General features: G+C 66.8%; 18 protein-coding genes. 7 read left to right on the plus strand and 11 right to left on the minus strand.

Annotated features, from left to right (window positions below; translation table 11 throughout):
* Positions 1-4: 4 nt before the first annotated feature.
* The 3 genes from F3H87_RS00580 to F3H87_RS00590 all read right to left on the minus strand — a co-directional run bounded on the left by F3H87_RS00580 (position 5) and on the right by F3H87_RS00590 (position 3,720).
* Positions 5-1,237: a mandelate racemase/muconate lactonizing enzyme family protein gene (locus F3H87_RS00580; protein ID WP_149786966.1), complete on the minus strand. Its 1,233-nt coding sequence runs from the start codon at positions 1,235-1,237 to the stop codon at positions 5-7.
* Between the two features lie 103 nt (positions 1,238-1,340).
* On the minus strand, positions 1,341-2,426 hold the full coding sequence (locus F3H87_RS00585; protein WP_149786965.1) for a Zn-dependent alcohol dehydrogenase: 1,086 nt from the start codon (positions 2,424-2,426) through the stop codon (positions 1,341-1,343).
* 91 nt (positions 2,427-2,517) lie between these two features.
* Positions 2,518-3,720, minus strand: a complete 1,203-nt coding sequence (locus tag F3H87_RS00590) for a TCR/Tet family MFS transporter (protein WP_149786964.1) — start codon at positions 3,718-3,720, stop codon at positions 2,518-2,520.
* A 137-nt stretch (positions 3,721-3,857) separates the two neighbouring features.
* Here F3H87_RS00590 and F3H87_RS00595 point away from each other — a divergent pair, with 137 nt between their 5' ends.
* Entirely contained in the window at positions 3,858-4,586 is a 729-nt protein-coding gene (locus F3H87_RS00595; RefSeq protein ID WP_149786963.1) for an SGNH/GDSL hydrolase family protein, read from the plus strand.
* Between the two features lie 17 nt (positions 4,587-4,603).
* On the opposite strand, the gene F3H87_RS00600 is transcribed toward F3H87_RS00595, so the two are convergent.
* From F3H87_RS00600 to pobA, 5 genes are all read right to left on the minus strand, one after another.
* Positions 4,604-6,640, minus strand: a complete 2,037-nt coding sequence (locus F3H87_RS00600) for an NADH:flavin oxidoreductase (protein WP_149786962.1) — start codon at positions 6,638-6,640, stop codon at positions 4,604-4,606.
* A 157-nt stretch (positions 6,641-6,797) separates the two neighbouring features.
* Positions 6,798-7,523 (minus strand): alpha/beta fold hydrolase, encoded by a 726-nt coding sequence (locus F3H87_RS00605; protein ID WP_149786961.1) that lies wholly within the window; start codon positions 7,521-7,523, stop codon positions 6,798-6,800.
* Positions 7,524-7,565: 42 nt separating this feature from the next.
* A complete protein-coding gene (locus F3H87_RS00610) occupies positions 7,566-8,054 on the minus strand; it encodes a HugZ family pyridoxamine 5'-phosphate oxidase (protein ID WP_149786960.1) in 489 nt (162 codons plus the stop codon).
* A gap of 110 nt (positions 8,055-8,164) precedes the next feature.
* Entirely contained in the window at positions 8,165-8,953 is a 789-nt protein-coding gene (gene pcaD / locus F3H87_RS00615; protein ID WP_149786959.1) for a 3-oxoadipate enol-lactonase, read from the minus strand.
* On the minus strand, positions 8,953-10,122 hold the full coding sequence (gene pobA, locus F3H87_RS00620) for a 4-hydroxybenzoate 3-monooxygenase (RefSeq protein WP_149786958.1): 1,170 nt from the start codon (positions 10,120-10,122) through the stop codon (positions 8,953-8,955). Before pobA ends, pcaD begins: the two co-directional genes overlap by 1 nt.
* A gap of 200 nt (positions 10,123-10,322) precedes the next feature.
* On the opposite strand from pobA, the gene F3H87_RS00625 reads away from it, so the two are divergent.
* A complete protein-coding gene (locus F3H87_RS00625; protein ID WP_149786957.1) occupies positions 10,323-10,985 on the plus strand; it encodes an SOS response-associated peptidase in 663 nt (220 codons plus the stop codon).
* 6 nt (positions 10,986-10,991) lie between these two features.
* Here the strand turns inward: F3H87_RS00625 and F3H87_RS00630 are convergent, their stop codons facing one another.
* Both F3H87_RS00630 and F3H87_RS00635 read right to left on the minus strand, forming a co-directional pair.
* The gene (locus tag F3H87_RS00630; RefSeq protein WP_149786956.1) at positions 10,992-11,387 is read right to left on the minus strand and encodes a cupredoxin domain-containing protein; all 396 of its coding nucleotides are present in this window, start codon (positions 11,385-11,387) and stop codon (positions 10,992-10,994) included.
* A 129-nt stretch (positions 11,388-11,516) separates the two neighbouring features.
* Complete coding sequence (locus F3H87_RS00635) at positions 11,517-11,816, minus strand: hypothetical protein (protein ID WP_223227931.1); 300 nt, start codon at positions 11,814-11,816, stop codon at positions 11,517-11,519.
* Positions 11,817-12,039: 223 nt separating this feature from the next.
* Between F3H87_RS00635 and phnC the strand changes: the two genes are divergently transcribed.
* The 5 genes from phnC to F3H87_RS00660 all read left to right on the plus strand — a co-directional run bounded on the left by phnC (position 12,040) and on the right by F3H87_RS00660 (position 16,693).
* Positions 12,040-12,852 carry a phosphonate ABC transporter ATP-binding protein gene (gene phnC / locus F3H87_RS00640; RefSeq protein ID WP_149786955.1) on the plus strand — a complete coding sequence of 271 codons (813 nt, stop codon included), beginning with the start codon at positions 12,040-12,042 and terminating at the stop codon, positions 12,850-12,852.
* 57 nt (positions 12,853-12,909) lie between these two features.
* Positions 12,910-13,815, plus strand: a complete 906-nt coding sequence (gene phnD / locus F3H87_RS00645; protein ID WP_149786954.1) for a phosphonate ABC transporter substrate-binding protein — start codon at positions 12,910-12,912, stop codon at positions 13,813-13,815.
* A gap of 67 nt (positions 13,816-13,882) precedes the next feature.
* Positions 13,883-14,764, plus strand: a complete 882-nt coding sequence (gene phnE / locus F3H87_RS00650; protein ID WP_149786953.1) for a phosphonate ABC transporter, permease protein PhnE — start codon at positions 13,883-13,885, stop codon at positions 14,762-14,764.
* On the plus strand, positions 14,761-16,074 hold the full coding sequence (gene phnE / locus F3H87_RS00655) for a phosphonate ABC transporter, permease protein PhnE (RefSeq protein ID WP_149786952.1): 1,314 nt from the start codon (positions 14,761-14,763) through the stop codon (positions 16,072-16,074). The genes phnE (F3H87_RS00650) and phnE (F3H87_RS00655) overlap by 4 nt, the downstream gene beginning before the upstream one ends.
* 1 nt (position 16,075) lies before the next feature.
* Complete coding sequence (locus F3H87_RS00660; RefSeq protein ID WP_149786951.1) at positions 16,076-16,693, plus strand: LbetaH domain-containing protein; 618 nt, start codon at positions 16,076-16,078, stop codon at positions 16,691-16,693.
* Positions 16,694-16,704: 11 nt separating this feature from the next.
* Here F3H87_RS00660 and phnF read toward each other — a convergent pair whose 3' ends face one another.
* Entirely contained in the window at positions 16,705-17,436 is a 732-nt protein-coding gene (gene phnF / locus F3H87_RS00665) for a phosphonate metabolism transcriptional regulator PhnF (RefSeq protein ID WP_149786950.1), read from the minus strand.
* Between the last annotated feature and the right edge of the window lie 68 nt (positions 17,437-17,504).

Consider the following 17,504-nt stretch of genomic DNA (forward strand, 5'->3'; position numbering starts at 1 on the left):
GAGATTACCGTTCGCCCGCGGGGGCTCCTCCTTCAAAATGGTTCCCTTTTGCGTAATCGCAAGGCTTTTCCTGCATCTGAAGGTGCAGGCCGGTGCCGGCATAGGGATGCGCGCGGGCCAGCTCCTCGTCGATCTCGATGCCAAGGCCGGGGGCGTCGGACAGGCGGACGAACCCCTCGTCGACCCGGATCGCGCCCTTGATCAGGCTGTCATGGAACCCGGTTTCGATGCATTCCGCGATCAGCAGGTTCGGGATCGAGGTGGCAAGATGCAGGTTCGCGGCCCACTCGACCGGCCCGGCGTAAAGATGCGGCGCCATCTGCGCGCCAAAGGCTTCTGCCATGCCGGCCAGCTTCTTCATCTCCCAGATGCCGCCCGCGCGTCCCAGCGCAGGTTGCAGGATTTCCGCCCCGCCGGTGCGCAGGAGGGTGGCGAACTCGGCCTTGGTGGTCAGCCGCTCTCCGGTGGCAACGGGGATGCGCACGGCCTGCGCGACGCGCTGGAAATCCAGCAGGTTGTCGGGCGGGATCGGTTCCTCGAACCAGAGCGGGCTGTAGGGTTCCAGCGCCTGACCCAGCCGGATGGCGCCGGCAGGCGTGAACTGCCCGTGCGTGCCGAACAGCAGGTCGGCGCGGTCGCCCACTGCCGCGCGGATCGCCTTGCAGAAGGCGGCCGAGCGGGTGATGTCGGACATCGCGGGCATGTGCCCGCCGCGCATGGTGTAGGGGCCGGCGGGGTCGAACTTCACCGCAGTCCAGCCGCGCGCGACGTAATCGGCCGCGGCCTCGGCCGCCATGTCGGGCGAGACCCAGAATTCATCCATGTCATGCTGGGGCAGCGGGTAGAGATAGGTATAGGCCCGCACCGCCTCGTTCATCCGCCCGCCCAAGAGCGCCCAGACCGGGCGGCCGCGATCCTTGCCGAGGATATCCCAGCACGCGATTTCCAGCCCCGAAAACGCGCCCATCACCGTCAGGTCGGGGCGCTGGGTAAAGCCGCTGGAATAGGCGCGGCGAAACATAAGCTCGATATTCTCCGGGTTTTCGCCCGCCATGTGGCGATCGAACACGTCGCGGATCACATGTTTCATCGCCTCGGGGCCGACCGACGCGGCATAGACCTCGCCCCAGCCGGTGATGCCGGTATCGGTGGTCAGCTTGACCAGTATCCAGTAACGTCCGCCCCAGCCCGGCGCGGGGGGCGACGTGACGATGATGTCGAGATCGGTCAGTTTCATCTGTCTGTCCTCGGTCTCATTGCGGTGTCGGGCAGGGTGGGGGCGCTGCCCCCACACCCCCGGAGTATTTATGGAACGATGAAGGGGCGGGCATGTCCGGTTCTCAGCGGTCGAACAGGATCACGTTGCGCCGCGCCGCGCCGGTCAGCGTGTCGGCGATCGCCTCGTTGATCTGCTCCAGCGTCCAGCGGCCCGAGATAAGCTCGTCCAGTTTCAGCCGGCCCTGCTGGTAGAGATCGACGATCCAGGGAATGTCGCGCTTGATCACCACGTCGCCCATTTTCGACCCGATCATGCCCTGGCCCGCATCGGCCATGATGATCGGCGAATAGCTGGCCACCTGGTCGAGATGCGGCATCCCGACCATCACGATATTGCCGCCATTGGCCAGGTAGCGCGGCGCCTTGTCATAGACCGGGGCGGCGCCCACGGTCACCAGAACGGCATCGGCGCCGCGGCCGAGGATATCCTTGACCTCGGCCCAGGGCTTGCCGCTGCCCAACACGCCGTGGGTGGCGCCGAACTCCCTTGCGATGTCCAGCTTGTCCGCGCTCATGTCGACGGCGACGATGCGGCGGGCGCCGGCCAGCCGCGCGCCCTGGATCGCGTTCAGCCCGACGCCGCCCGCGCCGATCACCACCACGTCCTGCCCCGGGCGCACGTCGGCGGCAAAGACCGCGGCCCCCAGCCCGGTGATCACCCCGCAGGAAATCAGCGAGGCCACGTCCTTGGGCATGTCGGCGGGGATCACAGCGACCTGGCTTTGATCCACCACGACCTTTTCGGCGAAGGCGCCGGTGGCCATCGCCTGCAACATCGGCTTGCCATCCACGGTGGTCAGCGGCCCCCTGGTGCCGTCATAGGGGGTTTCGCAGATCGTGGGCTTGCCCGAGCCGCAGCTGTTGCAATGCCCGCAGGCGCGGATCAGCGTGGCGCAGACGCTGTCGCCCACGGCGATGCCCTGCACGCCATCGCCCACGGCGGTTACAATGCCCGCGGCCTCGTGCCCATAGACGGCGGGCAGCGCGCCGCCGAACCCGCCCTGCCAGAACGAGATGTCGGAATGGCAGATCGCCACGGCATCGAGCGTCACTTCGACCTCGCCCATCGCGGGCGCGCGCAGGGCCACCTCTTCGATCACCAGCGGGGCGTTGAATTCGTGGCAGACGGCGGCTTTGATGGTGGGCATTTCCGTGACTCCCCTGAGATTTTCTTGCGGTGGAGCCTGCCTTCTGCGGGCAGGGCGCGCAAGGTGAAAGTCTTTTGCGCGATGCGGAATATCAGGCGATCCGCGGGCTGACGCGGCGGCGGAACAGCACGAGGCTGACCGCCATCAGAACCGCCGCCAAAAGGAACGGCGCGCCGGGCATGTAGACGGGGGCACCCGCGCCGGTGAAGGCGGCGAAGGTCTGGGTCATCACCACCGGGGCCAGGATCATGGCGACCGAGGTGACGCTGGTCAGCACGCCTTGCAATTCGCCCTGCGCGTTGTCGGGCGTCAGGCGCGACAGGATGCCGTGCAGGGCCGGTGCGCCGACAGCGCCGATGGCCGTGACGGGGATCAGCAGCAACACGGCGGTGCCGCTGGTGACAAGGCCCAGGATGACAAGGCTGACCACCTCGACCGAAAGGCCGAAGATCACGGTTATCCGCTCTCCCATCACGCGGATCGCGGGACGAACCAGCGCGCCCTGCACGATGGCCATCGAGATGCCGTAGACCGCAAGGCTGACGCCGATCAGGCCGGGCGACCAGCCGAACCGCTCGGCGGTGAAATAGGCCCAGACCGCGGGATAGACCATGGTGGCCACCTGGAAGAAGAAGAACACCCATAACAGCGCGGTCAGGTCCGGCAGCCGTGCCACCGCGCGAAACGCGCCGAACGGGTTGGCGCGGGCCCTGTCGAACGGGCGGCGGGTGGCGTCTGTCACGGTTTCGCGCAGCACCGCCCAGCCAAGGGTGACATTGGCCAGCGACAGCGCGGCGGCGGCGTAGAACGGCGCGCGCGTGCCGAACTCGGCCAGCAGCCCGCCCAGCATCGGGCCAAAGACGAACCCCACCCCGAAGCCCGCGCCGATCAGCCCGAAATTGCGCGCCTTGTCCTGCGGGGTCGAGATATCGGCCATATAGGCGGTGGCGGTGGCGTTCGTGGCCGCGGTGATCCCGCCGAAGATGCGCCCCGCCAGCAGCAGCCAGATCGAGCCCGCCAGCGCCATCACCACGTAATCCAGCGCCATCGCCAGCAGCGAGACAAGCATCACCGGCCGCCGCCCGAAGGCATCCGAGAGGTTGCCGACAAGCGGCGCGAACAGGAATTGCATTACCGCGAAACTGGCTGCCAGCAGCCCGCCCCAGATCGCCGCGCCGGAAATGTCGCCGCCATTCACCTCGCGGATCAGTTCGGGCATGACCGGCAGGATCAGCCCGATCCCCATCGCGTTGAGGATGACGGTCAGCAGGATGAAAAAGACGGGCAGACGCATGGGCAACCTTCGACCGGGTGCGGTGACGATAGGCCGGGTCGCGCGGCAGGGAAAGCGGTGACGTCGGGGCGTTGAAACGGCAGGGGCAATGCGGTTGAGTGGTGGCGAACCCGGAAAGCGATGGCAGGGAAACGGATATGAACAGACGCCGGATGCTTTTGCTGGCAGGCATGGGGCTGGCGGCAACGGGCGCAGCCGGCGCCGGCGCGGTGTTGCGCCTGCACAGCACGCCGCGGCGCACTCCCTTGCTGACCGGGGCGCATATGTCGGAGTTGCTGGCACGGGAACTGTCCCGGCCCCGCGTCCTGTTCATCGGCAATTCCATGCTGCTGCGCCATGACGTTCCGACCCGCGTGGCCGGGCTGGCAAAGGCTGACGGGGTGCCGATCGGCGTGGCGACACTGGCCGCCACCGGCGCAAGGCTGGTCGAGACCATGCGTATTGCCGGGATCGGCGCGGTCCTGCGACGCGGGTGGGATACGGTCGTGGTGCATGATTTCACCGGCACGCCGCTGCGCGCGGTCGACCGTTGGGGATCGGCGCTGGCAATTGGTCGGATCGCCCGGCTTGCCGCGCCCGCGCCACTGCTGCTTTGCCCGCCCTTTCCGGCGGCAACGGGTCATCCCGTCTACGAGCGGGCCGGGCTGCTGGCGCGGGTGCCCGACGGCCCGCGCGATTTCGCCGACCGCACGATGGCGCATTACGGCGGGCTGGGGCATCCGGTGACCGACCTGCCGCATCGCTGGCTCGACGCCGTCGGGGCGGGGCAGGGGCTTTATGCCCGGGACGGGCATCATGCCAGCGTCGCAGGGGCCGATTTCATGGCCGAACGGATCTGGGATGCGCTGCGCGGGATGTTGGCTTAGCCCTTCAGGTCACCGGGTCAATTCGCCACCATCAGCCTGAGCGCATCGTAGATCGCCGCATGGGTGTTGCGGGCGCTGACCGCGTCGCCGATGCGGAACAGGCGGAACCTGCCTTCGGGGTTTCTGTCCAGCATCTGCGGCTGCCGCGCGATAAAGGCGCCGTGGTCAAGCTCGCCCAGGTTGCGGGACAGCGGCTTGAGGTCGAAATAGAGCGCGTCCAGCGGCACCGTGCCGTGATTCACCACCACCTGGTCGAAATGGCGGGTTTCGGTATGGGGGCTGTAGTCGGTGCCGATCGTCGCTTTCAGGCGGTTGCCGTCGCGGGCCACGGATTTCAGCCGGTAGGTCACCGTGAAACGCGCCTGCTTGTCCTGCAGGCTGCGCATGTAGGGCACAAGGTTCATGCCCATCACCTCGGGCGCGAAGCTGCGGTCGGGTGTCATGATCTCGACCCGCGCGCCGGTATCGGCGATCACCCCGGCCGCCATCAGCGCCGGGTGGTCGCCCGCGTCGTCGAAGATCAGAACGTCCTGACCGGGTTTCGCATCGCCCGACAGGATGTCCCAGGCGCTGACCACAAGCTCATTGCCGGACTCAAGGATTTCGGTGTCGGGTATCCCGCCGGTGGCGACGATTACGATATCGGGGTCCAGCGCGGTGACATCCGCCGCCTCGGCCCATGTGTTGAAGCGGAACTCGACATCGCGGGCGGCGCATTGCGCCATGCGCCAGTCGACGATGCCGATCATTTCCGAGCGGCGCCTGTCCTGCGCGGTCAGCCGTACCTGCCCGCCGGGCTGGTCGGCGGCCTCGAACACCGTCACGCGATGGCCACGCCCGGCGGCGACGCGCGCGGCCTCGAGCCCGCCGGGGCCTGCACCGACGATGACCACCCGTTTCGCGCGGTCGGCGGCGGGAATGACCTGCGGCAGCTCCAGCTCGCGCCCGGTGGCGGCGTTGTGGATGCACAGCGCCTCGCCGCCCTGGTAGATGCGGTCGAGGCAATAGGTGGCGCCGACGCAGGGGCGGATATCGTCCTCGCGCCCGGCCATGATCTTGGCCACGATATGCGGATCAGCGATATGGGCGCGGGTCATGCCCACCATGTCAAGCTGCCCGGTGGCGACGGCATGGCGGGCGGTGGCCACGTCGGGGATGCGCGCGGCGTGGAACGTGGGCAGCCCCACCTCGGCACGGATGCGGCCCGCGAAATCCAGGTGTGGCGCATAGGCCATGCCCTGCACCGGGATCACGTCGGTCAGGTCGGCGTCGGTTTCGACGCGCCCGCGGATGACGTTCAGGAAATCGACCTGCCCGGAGTCGCGCAGGCGCTTGCCGATCTCGATCCCCTCCTCGGTGGAGATGCCGTCAGGCGCTAGATCGTCGGCGGTATAGCGCAGCCCGACGATGAAATCGGGGCCGACCCGGTCGCGGATCGCCGCCAGCACCTTGAGCGAGAATGCCATACGCGCGTCCAGGTCGCCGTTCCACGGTGCATCCAGTGCGTTCTGGCGGCGCGACCAGAAGGCATCCATCAGATGCCCGTAAGCCTCAAGCTCGATCCCGTCCAGCCCGGCGGCCTGCATCCGTTCGGCGGCGTCGGCGTAATCGGCGATGATACGGGCGATGTCCCAATCCTCCATCACCTTGGGAAAGGCGCGGTGCGCCGGTTCGCGCATCCCCGAGGGCGCGAGCGAGGGCAGCCAGTCGCCCTTGTTCCAGCCCGTGCGCCAGCCCAGATGCGTCAGCTGGATCATCACCGCGCAGCCGTGATCGTGGCATTCATCGGCCAGCTTCTTCAGCCACGGCACCACCTCGTCACGATAGGCCAGCACGTTGTTGAAGGCGGGCGGGCTGTCGCGGCTGACGATGGCCGAGCCGGCGGTCATGGTCATCGCCACGCCGCCCCGCGCGCGTTCGACGTGATAGGCGCGATAGCGGTCCTTGGGCAGCCCGTCCTCGGGATAGGCGGGTTCGTGCGCGGTGGTCATGATCCGGTTCTTCAGGGTCAGGTGTTTCAACCGATAGGGCTGAAGCAGCGGATCGTTCGACATGCCGGCGGCCTTTCCTGCGGGATCGTGCCGTCAGGGTTCCGCCTGTGCCCCGCCCTGTCAAGCGCCGCGCGCGACAGGCCGTGTCGCGGATGCGCCAACCGGGCGCGGCGCCGGCGGTTGCGTCGCGCCGTGAGTATTTTCGGAACGATGAAACCGGTCAGCCGGGCCGGGCCTGCCCTTTTGCGAAATCGTGCAGTATCGCCGCCAGATCGCGCGGTTTTGCGAAGAACGGCGAATGCGAGCAGTCCATCGTGACGACATGATCGGCGGGCCAGTCCCGCGTCATGGTGACCTGGTATTCCGGCGGGATCGTGCGGTCCTCGGAACAGCGGATATAGCGGCGCGGGATATGCGACGACCGTTCGGTGACCGTCACCGGAACCGAGGTCGGCTGCGTCGCCTGGATGCACAGGTTGGCGGCGGCAAACTCGACGGTGCCGGGCGGGCAGTCATGGTAAAAGCGGTCGTGCAGGATATCGTCGGGAACGGTCCAGCCCTTCCTGTCCGGGGTCATGCGGATATGCGGCAAAAGCGGCTGATAGGGCGCCTCCATCCGCATCTGGGCAAGGCTCAGGCCGGGTTTCGGGACATAGGCGCAGAGATAGATCAGCATCTGCACCATGTCCGGCGCGCGTTCGGCGGCAAGCGTGATCGGATAGCCACCCATGGAATGCCCGACCACGATCGCCGGGGTGTCGAGCGCATCGGCGATCGCGTCGGCATAGCCGTCCAGCGTCACCTGCGCATAGGGCGTGCCGTCCTGCCCGTGCCCCGGCAGGTCGATGGCGCGGGCATTGTGCCCCAGCGCGGTGAGTTCGGGGATCAGGTCGCGCCAGCACCATGCGCCATGGGCGGAGCCGTGGATCAGAAGGAAATCGCTCATGCCCGGTGTTGTGGCACGAAATCCCGGCCACGGGAACAGGGATCATCGCGCGATGTCGCGCGCGCTCAGCCGGTAGGCCTTGCCGAAGCCGCCGTTCAGCAGGGCGTCGGAGACCGTGAACCGGACCAGGCGGAAATCGGGAAAGTCGATATAGAGCTTCGACTTGGGGCGCTGGTCCAGGTAGCGGGCGCGCAGGGTGGCGTGATCGGTGCTGTCGCGCGGAACCAGCGCCGCGCGGGCGTGCAGCGTCAGGCGCGGATGGGTCAGGGGATCGCCCCTGTTGCCCGGCTCACCGATCAGCAGCGCGCAATCGGGCGTGGTCTCCAGCGCCTGAGTATGCGGCGCAAGGCCCGAGATCAGCGAAACCGGCCCGCCCGCATCGTCGGTGGCCAGCGCGATACGGCTGACCGAGGGCAGGGCGGTGCCCGGCCGGACCACGGCCAGCGCGGCATATGCGGCGGTGTCGATCAGGTCGCGTGCGATGCGGCGGGCCGTGTCGTCGGCGGGTTGGAACAGGTCATTTTCGGGCATTGCGGGCGCTTTTTCCAGTGGGGACATCGGGTTGCGCCCTTGGGCGTGCCTGTCCCATCTGTCGCGCGGCGCGCGCGGATTGGCAAGGGCCCTACCCGTCGCTGCGGCGATCAGGCATGGCCGGTTTCCGCGATGAACCCGTTGAGGATGCGGGCATACTCCCCGGGTTTTTCCACGCAGGGCAGGTGCCCCGCGCCCCGGATCAGCGCGAATTTCGATCCCGGTATCAGGTCCACGGTTTCGCGCACCAGGTCGGGCGGGGTCGATCCGTCCTCGGACCCGGCGATGCCGAGCGCGGGCAGGCGCAACCCGCTGGTGGGGGTGTAGAAATCGGTGCCCGCGATCGCGGCCGAACATCCCGCATACCCTTCGGGCGGCTGCCGCACCAGCATGTTGCGCCAGGCGTGAAACTCTTCCGTCTCGCGGAAGGACGCGGAAAACCACCGTTCCATGATGGCATCGGCCAGCGCCTCGATCCCGCCCGTTTTCACGGCGGCGATGCGGTCGGCCCACATGTCGGCGGTGCCGATCTTGGCGCCGGTATTCGACAGCACCACCGCGCGCACCATGTCCATGCGCTTCACCGCCAGCCCCTGCGCGATCATGCCGCCGATGGACAGGCCCACCAGCAGGCAATCGCGCACGCCAAGGTGATCGAGCAACCGTTCCAGATCGCCCACCAGCGTGCCCATCTTGTAGGGGCCGGGCGTCACCCCGCTCAGGCCGTGGCCGCGCTTGTCGTAGCGGATGATGCGCAAACCGGCGGGCAGCAGGGGCACGACCTTGTCCCAGAGGCGCAGATCGGTGCCCAGCGAATTGACAAAGACGATGGGCGCGCCGTTCGGGTCGCCCTCGTCGGTATAGTGGACCTTGAGGCCCTTCAGGTCGGCGACATGCATCAATAGGGCATCCCGGTATAATTCTCGGCCAGCGCCCTTTGCGCCGCCTCGTTCTCGCGCAGGAAGGCCAGTTCGGCCTGCTGCACCCTGAGGTCGAACTCGGTCTGGTCGGGAAAGCGATGCAGTTGCGTCGTCATCCACCAGCTGAACCGCTGGGTCTTCCAGATCCGGGCCAGCGCCTTTTCGGAATAAAGGTCCAGCCCCTCGCTGTCGCCATCGTTGTAATGCCGGTCGAAGCCGTGGAACAGATAATGGATGTCGCTGGCCGCCGTGTTCAGCCCTTTGGCGCCGGTGGGCGGCACGATATGGGCGGCATCCCCGGCCAGGAACAGCCGGCCCCAGCGCATCGGCTCGCACACGAAGCTGCGCAGCGGCGCGATGGATTTCTCGATCGAGGGGCCGGTCATCAGCTTGTCGGCGGCCTCTTGGGGGATACGGCGTTTCAGCTCGTCCCAGAAAGCGTCGTCGGTCCAGTCGTCGGGCGTATCGCTCAGGTCGCACTGGATGTAATAGCGGCTGAGATTGTCGTTGCGCATGGAGCACAGCGCGAAACCGCGCGACGAGTTGGCATAGATCAGTTCGTGATCGACGGGCGGGGTTTCCGACAGGATGCCGAGCCAGCCGAACGGGTAGGTGCGTTCGTATTCGCGGCGTATGTCGGTGGGGATCGCCTGGCGCGACGGCCCGTGAAACCCGTCGCAGCCGGCGACGAAATCGCAATCCAGCCGGTGCACCTTGCCATCCTTCAGGAAGGTGACATAGGGCGCGTCGGTATCCAGATCCCGTGGATTCACCGCCGAACATTCGTGCAAGACCGTGCCGCCCGCCGCATCGCGCGCCTCGTACAGGTCGCGCGTCACCTCGGTCTGGCCATAGACCATGACCGTCCTGTCGATCAGCTTGCGGAAATCGATGCGGAACATGTCGCCGTCAAAGGCGATCTGCGTGCCGTCATGGACAAAGCCTTCGCGCTCCATCCGGCCGGCCGCGCCGGCCTGTTTCATCAGATCGACGAACCCGGTTTCCAGAACCCCCGCCCGGATGCGCGACAGCACGTAGTCGCGCGACCGGCGCTCCAGCACGACGCTGTCGATGCCCTTTGTGTGAAGAAGCTGCGACAGCAAAATCCCCGAAGGCCCGCCGCCGATGATGGCCACCTGTGTGCGCATGGTTCCCCCCTGTTCGCCGGGATGACGATTCCGAAAATAGTTTACCATGTCAATCAATTTAAACCAAGGCCCGGCTTCATCGTTCCGGCAATACTCCGGGGGTGAGGCCGCAGGCCGAGGGGGCAGCGCCCCCTTTGCCCCTGCCGTGGCGATTACGCCGCCCCTTTGGATCGCGCGGGCTTTCCGCTATGCAGGGCGCCATGTGCGGACGTTTCACCCTGACCCAGACCCCCGACGCGCTGGCGCAGCTTTTCGGCGCGGTTCTGGCCAATGACCTGCCGGACCTGCCCGATTACAACATCTGCCCCACGGCCCGCGTCCTTTCGGTCGTGTCGGCGGGGGGCGGGCGGCGCATCGGGGCGATGCGCTGGGGGTTTCTGCCGCACTGGTACAAGAGCCCCACGGATGGCCCCCTGCTGATCAACGCGCGGGCCGAAACGATCGCCGACAAGCCCGCCTTTCGCAGTGCAGTGCGCAAGCGGCGCTGCCTGATCCCGGCCGACGGGTTCTACGAATGGGAAAAGGATGACGAGGGCCGCCGCCTGCCCTGGTATGTCACCCGCAGCGACGGGGCGCCGATGATCTTTGCCGGTGTCTGGCAGATGTGGGGGCCGGAAGAGGCGCGGATACCCGCCTGCGCCATCGTCACCACCGGGGCGGGCCCCGATGTCGAGACCATCCACCACCGCCAGCCGGTGATACTCGACCCCGGTCAATGGGGGCTGTGGCTGGGGGAGGAAGGCACAGGCGCGGTAAAATGCCTTCAGGCCGCCCCGCAGGGCAGCCTGACTGCGACGCGCGTCGATCCGCGCGTCAATTCGAACCGGGCCAGCGGGGCCGAACTGGTCCGTCCGCTGGCCTGAGGCTGGTCAGTCTTCGAGCACCGGCGCGTCGAAGCTCAGCATACCGTGCATGACGTTGCCTTCTTCGTCGGTGTCGGCCTCCTGCTCGGCGGTGGCGCCGCCTTCGCCGACGGTGCCCTCGGTCGCGGACGTGCCGAAATAGTCGGTGGGCATGTCTTCGGTCACGGTCAGCACGAACTGGTCACCGGTGTTCAGGCTGGGCGTGACGAAATGGAACGTGTCGCCGAAAACCGTGCGGGGTGTTTCGGAGGCATTCTCGATCACCACGGTATCGCCGGGCTGGACATAGGTGATCTCGGGGAAGAAGGCGCCATCGAGGATGGTGACCTCATGCTCGGCTGCATAAGCGCCGGCGGAAATCAGTCCAAATGCAAATGCCGCGGCAGCAGTCTTGCGTAGCATGTCGTATCTCCTGTCAACAAGCGCCCCACCCGTCACAGAATCATGTCCAAACGGATAGTCGGGAAATACGGCAGGAATAGGGCAGCCCGCGGCCGGCCCTTGGCCCGCGCGCCGCGGAAAGCCCCCGTGTCAGGCCGGATCGGCGGCCGGTGTCAGGCTTTCCCAGTGTTCGCCCATGGCCACGATGCACGAGGTGCCGTTGGCATAGCTTTGCACCAGCGTCCAGTCGCCCGTGCGCGGGGAAATCCAGACCTGAAGCACCGCGTCGGGGCCGCGCAGGCCCTGGCCCTGCTTTTGCGCGCCGTGGACCTGGCTGAGCCGCTGTTCAAGCCGGGCGGTGGCATCGCAGATGACATCGGCCAGCTGCGCGGTGCCGGTATGCGGCGCCAGCATAAGGGCGCCGATAAGGAAGGCGGATTTCAGCGTCATGGCCCGAGCCTAGCACCGGCTGCGCGGTTTGTAACGGTTTTATGACCGGCTGTGGATAACCGGGAAGACCGAAAGGCGCCAGATACTTGGCGGCACCCGCCCGGGGTGCGGCGGCGGTGCGTGTCACATGGCTGTTTCAAAAGCTTCAAGACTTTGAGTCAAAACCGTCAAGAAACTTTGTTCCCCGCCCGGTATCCGCCCTGTCGACACCAGGGGGAAACCGATGCTCGAAGTTCAGTCCTTGACCAAGATGTTTGGCGAAAAGGCCGCCGTGGACGCGGCCAGTTTCACCGTTGACCGCCCGATGATGATCGGGATCATCGGACGGTCCGGCGCGGGCAAATCGACGCTGCTGCGGATGCTGAACCGCCTGAGCGATGCGACGACCGGCGCGATCCGTTTCGAAGGGCGGGACATCACGTTGCTGAAAGGCGCGGATCGCCGCGAATGGCAGTCGCGCTGCGCGATGATCTTTCAGCAGTTCAACCTCGTGCCGCGCATGGACGTGGTGTCGAACGTGCTGCACGGCACGCTGAACCGCCGCTCGACCCTGGCGACGATGTTCAACCTCTATCCGCAGGCCGATATTCACAAGGCGATCGAGATCCTCGACCGTCTCGGCATTGCCGAACAGGCGCCCAAACGCGCCGAGGCGCTTTCGGGCGGGCAGCAGCAGCGGGTCGCAATCGCGCGGGCGCTGATGCAGGACCCGGCGGTGATCCTCGCGGATGAGCCCATTGCCTCGCTCGACCCGATGAATGCCCAGATCGTGATGGAGGCGCTGCGCCGCATTCACGAGGAAGACGGGCGCATGGTGATCGCGAACCTGCACACGCTGGATACAGCGCGGCGTTATTGCGACCGGGTGATCGGGATGCGTGACGGGCGCATCGTGTTCGACGGCACGCCGCAGCAGCTGACGACGGGCGTTGCCCGCGACATCTATGGCGCCGGTGCGGATTTTTCCGAGGCCGCCACCTCGACCGAGATCGAAACGCTGGACAGGACGGGCCCGCGCGCCGCGGTCCCCGCCTGAGTCAGTCGCCCGCCCGCAGACGCGCGGGCAAAACCCCATCACGCAATGGAGATGATGATGAAAAAGACCCTTGCCCTAGCCCTGGCCACCACCGCGCTGACCGGTGCCGTGCAGGCCCAGGAGATCACCGAATTCCGCATCGGCATCCTGGGCGGCGAGAACGCGCAGGACCGCATGAACAGCTATAGCTGCCTGCAGGATTATGCCGCCGAAGAACTGGGCGTCGACGTCAAGCTGTTCGCGCCGGCCGACTATAACGGCGTGATCCAGGGCCTGCTGGGCGGCACCATCGACATGGCGTGGCTGGGCGCCTCGGGTTATGCCGCCACCTACCTGCAAGACCCCGAAGCGGTCGAGCCGGTGCTGGTCAAGGTCAACATGGACGGCTCGATCGGTTATCACTCGATCGGTTTCGCCCGCAAGGATTCCGGCATTACCTCGCTGGAGGACATGAAGGGCAAGGTCTTCGGTTTCGGCGATCCGAACTCGACCAGCGGCTACCTGATCCCCTCGATCGAGATCCCGCAGCAGACCGGCGGCACGATGAAATCGGGCGACTATTTCGGCGAGGTGAAATTCACCGGCGGTCACGAGCAGACCATCGTCGCGGTCTATAACGGCGATATCGACGGCGGCGTGACCTGGGCGGACGCGCAGGGCCATTGGGAAGACGGTTACAACTCGGGCGCGCTGCGCAAGGCCGTGGATGCCGGGCTGGTGGATATGAACGAACTGGTGGAGATCTGGAAATCCAAGGTCATCCCCGAAGGCCCCGTCGTGCTGCGCAAGGCGCTGCCGGCCGAGGTCAAGGCCAGCATGACCGAGCTGGTGGATACCCTGCACGAGCGTGACCAGGAATGTGCCTATGGCGTGGCTGCGGGCGAAACGCTGGGCTTTCAGCCGGTCGATCACGAAACCTATCTTTCGGTGATCGAGGCGCGCAAGGCCAAGATCGGCGGCTGACCGCCCGAACGACACGAAACCGGCGGCCTGCCACGGCCGCCGGTTTTTTCCTGATCCGAGGTATCCGATGACCGACGCCACCCTTGGCAAGGCCCACAGCCCCGCGGCGATCGACGCGATCCAGTCCTCTTACATGGTGCAGGTGCAGCGCCGCCGGCTGTATGGCGGGCTGACGCTGATGATCTTCGTTCTGCTGATGGTGTCGGGCTTCGTGGTCGCCGACGACCGCAACGCCGGCGGGTTCTGGGAAGGGCTGCACCAGATCGGCGACTATCCCGCCGCCGTGCTGAGCGAGGCATGGGCGAAGCGCGCCGATCTGCCCGCGCTTTTACTGCATTTCTTTCCCGCGCTGGTCGAGACGATCAACATCGCGGCGGTATCGACGCTGTTCGGGGCAGGCGCGGGGCTTGTGCTGTCGCTGCTGTCGACGCGCGGGCTGGCGCGCTGGCCGCGCCTGATCCCGCTGTTCCGGCGCTTCATGGATATCATGCGCGCGGTGCCCGAGATCGTTATCGCGCTGGTCCTGATCTTCATCCTCGGCGGCGGTCCGGTGCCCGCGATGATCGCCATCTCAATTCATACCGCGGGCGCGCTGGGCAAGATGTTTTCCGAGGTGGCCGAAAACGCCGATCTGAAACCCGTCGAGGGGCTGGCCTCGACCGGGGCGACATGGTCGCAGCGGATGTGGCTGGGCGTGCTGCCGCAGGTGGCGCCGAACTATATCAGCTATGCGCTGCTGCGGTTCGAGATCAATATCCGCGCCTCGGCCATCCTGGGCTTTGTCGGCGCGGGCGGCCTTGGCTACGAGCTGCGCAACTCGATGGCCTGGGGGCCGGGCCAGTTCGACGAGGCGGCGGCGATCTTCATCCTGCTGTTCGGCACGATCGTGTTCTTCGACCAGTTGTCCAGCCGCTATCGCAACCGCCTGAGCGAAGGGGCACACGCATGACGACGGCCGATCTCGACCTGATGAAGCACAATGCCGAGGGCCTGTTCCGGCGCAAGCGTGTGCTGGCCTTTGCGATGCCGGCCATCGTCGCGGCCTATTTCGCCTATATCTTCTTTGCCTTCGACATTCCCGGTCTGGTCCAGCGGGCGAGCATGGACAATGCGGTGACGCTGGCCTCGGACAGCTGGTCCTACAAGGTGCATGTCACGCGCTCCAACAGCACGGGCGAAATCGCCTATGCTGTCGAGGGCGAGCGCAAGGGCGCCTATCCCGAGGGGCAGCGCCCCGACTGGGTAAGCGGCGGGGATATCGTGACCGTCGATCTGGGGCGCGGCTACCTGGTGCGCCTGCTGCCGGAGAACCGCACCGAGGTCGACATCCCCGGCTATGGCACGATCGAGGCGCAGGCCGGGGACCGGCAGGTCACGACCAACCTGGGCGACGATCTGCCCGACTGGATCAACGCCTCGGACCGGCGGGTGGCGATCACCACCCCCGAGGGGCGGATCACCCTCACCGGCTCCAAGACCGAGGTGTTCAACTATTTTCCGGGGTGGGAACTGTTCTGGTTCACCTTCGACAGCCCGTATCACGGGCAGCCGGTCACCCGCATCCTGTTCGGCGACCGGATCGACCCGGACCGCGCGAATATCGCCGGTGCGCTGGCCGACTGGTGGAACAACCCGATGTGGCGGCACAAGGACGTGGCCTGGGCCATCGGCGAAACGATCCTGATGGCGTTCCTGGGCACGATGGGGGCGGCGATGCTGGCCCTGCCGCTGGCATTCCTTGCGGCGCGGCGGTTCACGCCGATGGTGGTGGTGCGCGGGCTGACGCGGCGGCTGTTCGATTTCGTGCGCGGGGTCGACGCGCTGATCTGGACGGTGGTTCTGGCCCGCGCCTTCGGGCCGGGGCCGCTGACCGGATCGCTGGCAATCCTGATCACCGATACCGGCACCTTCGGCAAGATATTCTCGGAGGCGCTGGAAAACGTCGATGGCAGGCAGATCGAGGGCGTCGCCTCGACCGGGGCGAAGCCGCTGCAACGCTATCGTTTCGGCGTGATCCCGCAGGTGGTGCCGGTGCTGCTGGCGCAGGTGCTGTATTTCCTGGAATCGAACACCCGGTCGGCCACCATCATCGGGGCGATCACCGGGGGCGGCATCGGGCTGATGCTGACGCAGGCGATCCAGACCCAGAAGGACTGGGAAGAGGTGGCGTATTACATCGTCCTCGTTGTCGTGATGGTCATGCTGATGGACTGGTTCTCGGGCTGGCTGCGCGGCCGGCTGATCGGCCGGAAGGACTGACATGGCGCGACTGAAACCCGACGCGGCCGTCATTCACGACGGCTGCACCATCACCGGCAGCACCTTCGGCGCCTATGTCGAGATCGGTGCGGGATCGCGCGTCGCGCATAGCGAAGTCGGCGATTACTCCTATTGCGACCGCTATGCCGATATCGCCAATGCCACCGTCGGCAAATTCGCCAATATCGCCAGTTTCGTGCGGATCGGTGCCACCGATCACCCGTTGCACACGGCGGCCTGCCATCACTTCCTGTACCGCTCGGACGATTACTGGGACGATGCGGACCGTGACCCGGCCTTTTTCGCCCACCGCCTGTCCCGGCGCGCAGCGATTGGGCATGACACCTGGATCGGGCATGGCGCCATGATCAAGCCCGAGGTGACGCTGGGCCACGGCGCGGTGGTGGCGGCGGGCGCGGTCGTGACGCGGGATGTCGCCCCCTATACCATCGTCGCGGGCACGCCGGCCCGGCCCTTGCGCGAAAGGCAGCCGCGCGCGATTGCCGACCGGCTGATCGCGCTGGCGTGGTGGGACTGGCCGCATGACGCGCTGCGCGCCGCGCTGGCCGATTTCCGAAAGCTGCGGGCCGAGGCGTTTCTTGAAAAATACGGCGGCTGAGTCGCGCGGTCTCAGCTTTCCAGCGTCAGGGTCACCCTGTCGCCGGCAAACCATGTGCGCCCGTACTCCACCGGCACGCCATGCCCGTCGACATTGACCCCGGTCGAGCGCAGCAGCGGGTCGCCCTCGCGCAGGTGCAGCACAAGGGCGCGTGCCGCGTCAGCCCGCACCGCCGTCAGCCGGGTCGAGGCGCGGGTGTAATCGGCCACGCCCGCGCGGGCCAGCGCCTCGGTCACGCTGCTGACCTCGGTCAGGGCGGTGTCGATGCCCGGCAGCCGCCCGATGGGAAAGACGCTTTCGAACACGGCAATCGGCAGGTCGTCGGCAAGCGACAGGCCATGACAGGCGCAGACCTGGTCCTGCGGCGACAGCTCCAGCACCCGTGCCTCGCCCGGCGTGGCGGCGCGGAGCTCGATCTGCAGCACCTGCTTGCTGGGGCGGCGGCCCGCGGCCAGCAGATTTTCGTGAAACCGCACCCGCGCCCCGATCGGGTAATCGGTGGGCGCGGCGGCCACGAAGGCACCGGCCCCGCGCCGCGTGCGCACCAGCCCCTCGTCGACGAGATGCGCAAGCGCGTGGCGCACCGTGTGGCGGTTGACGCCGAACCGGGCCGCCATCGCGGCCTCGGTCGGCAGCTTGTCGCCGGGCTGGTAACGGCCTTCGGAAATTTCGCCGCGCAGGGTGTCGGCGATGGCCTGCCATATCGGCGTGCGGGGGGGCGCGGGCCGGGTGCTGTCACTCAAAATTCACAAATCTCCACTGTGCCCCAAGGGCGAATCTGCTATGATGTGTCTAGTTGTATAGGAATAGC

Origin of the sequence: Lutimaribacter pacificus (genome assembly GCF_900142185.1) — a bacterium.
Taxonomy (GTDB): domain Bacteria; phylum Pseudomonadota; class Alphaproteobacteria; order Rhodobacterales; family Rhodobacteraceae; genus Lutimaribacter; species Lutimaribacter pacificus.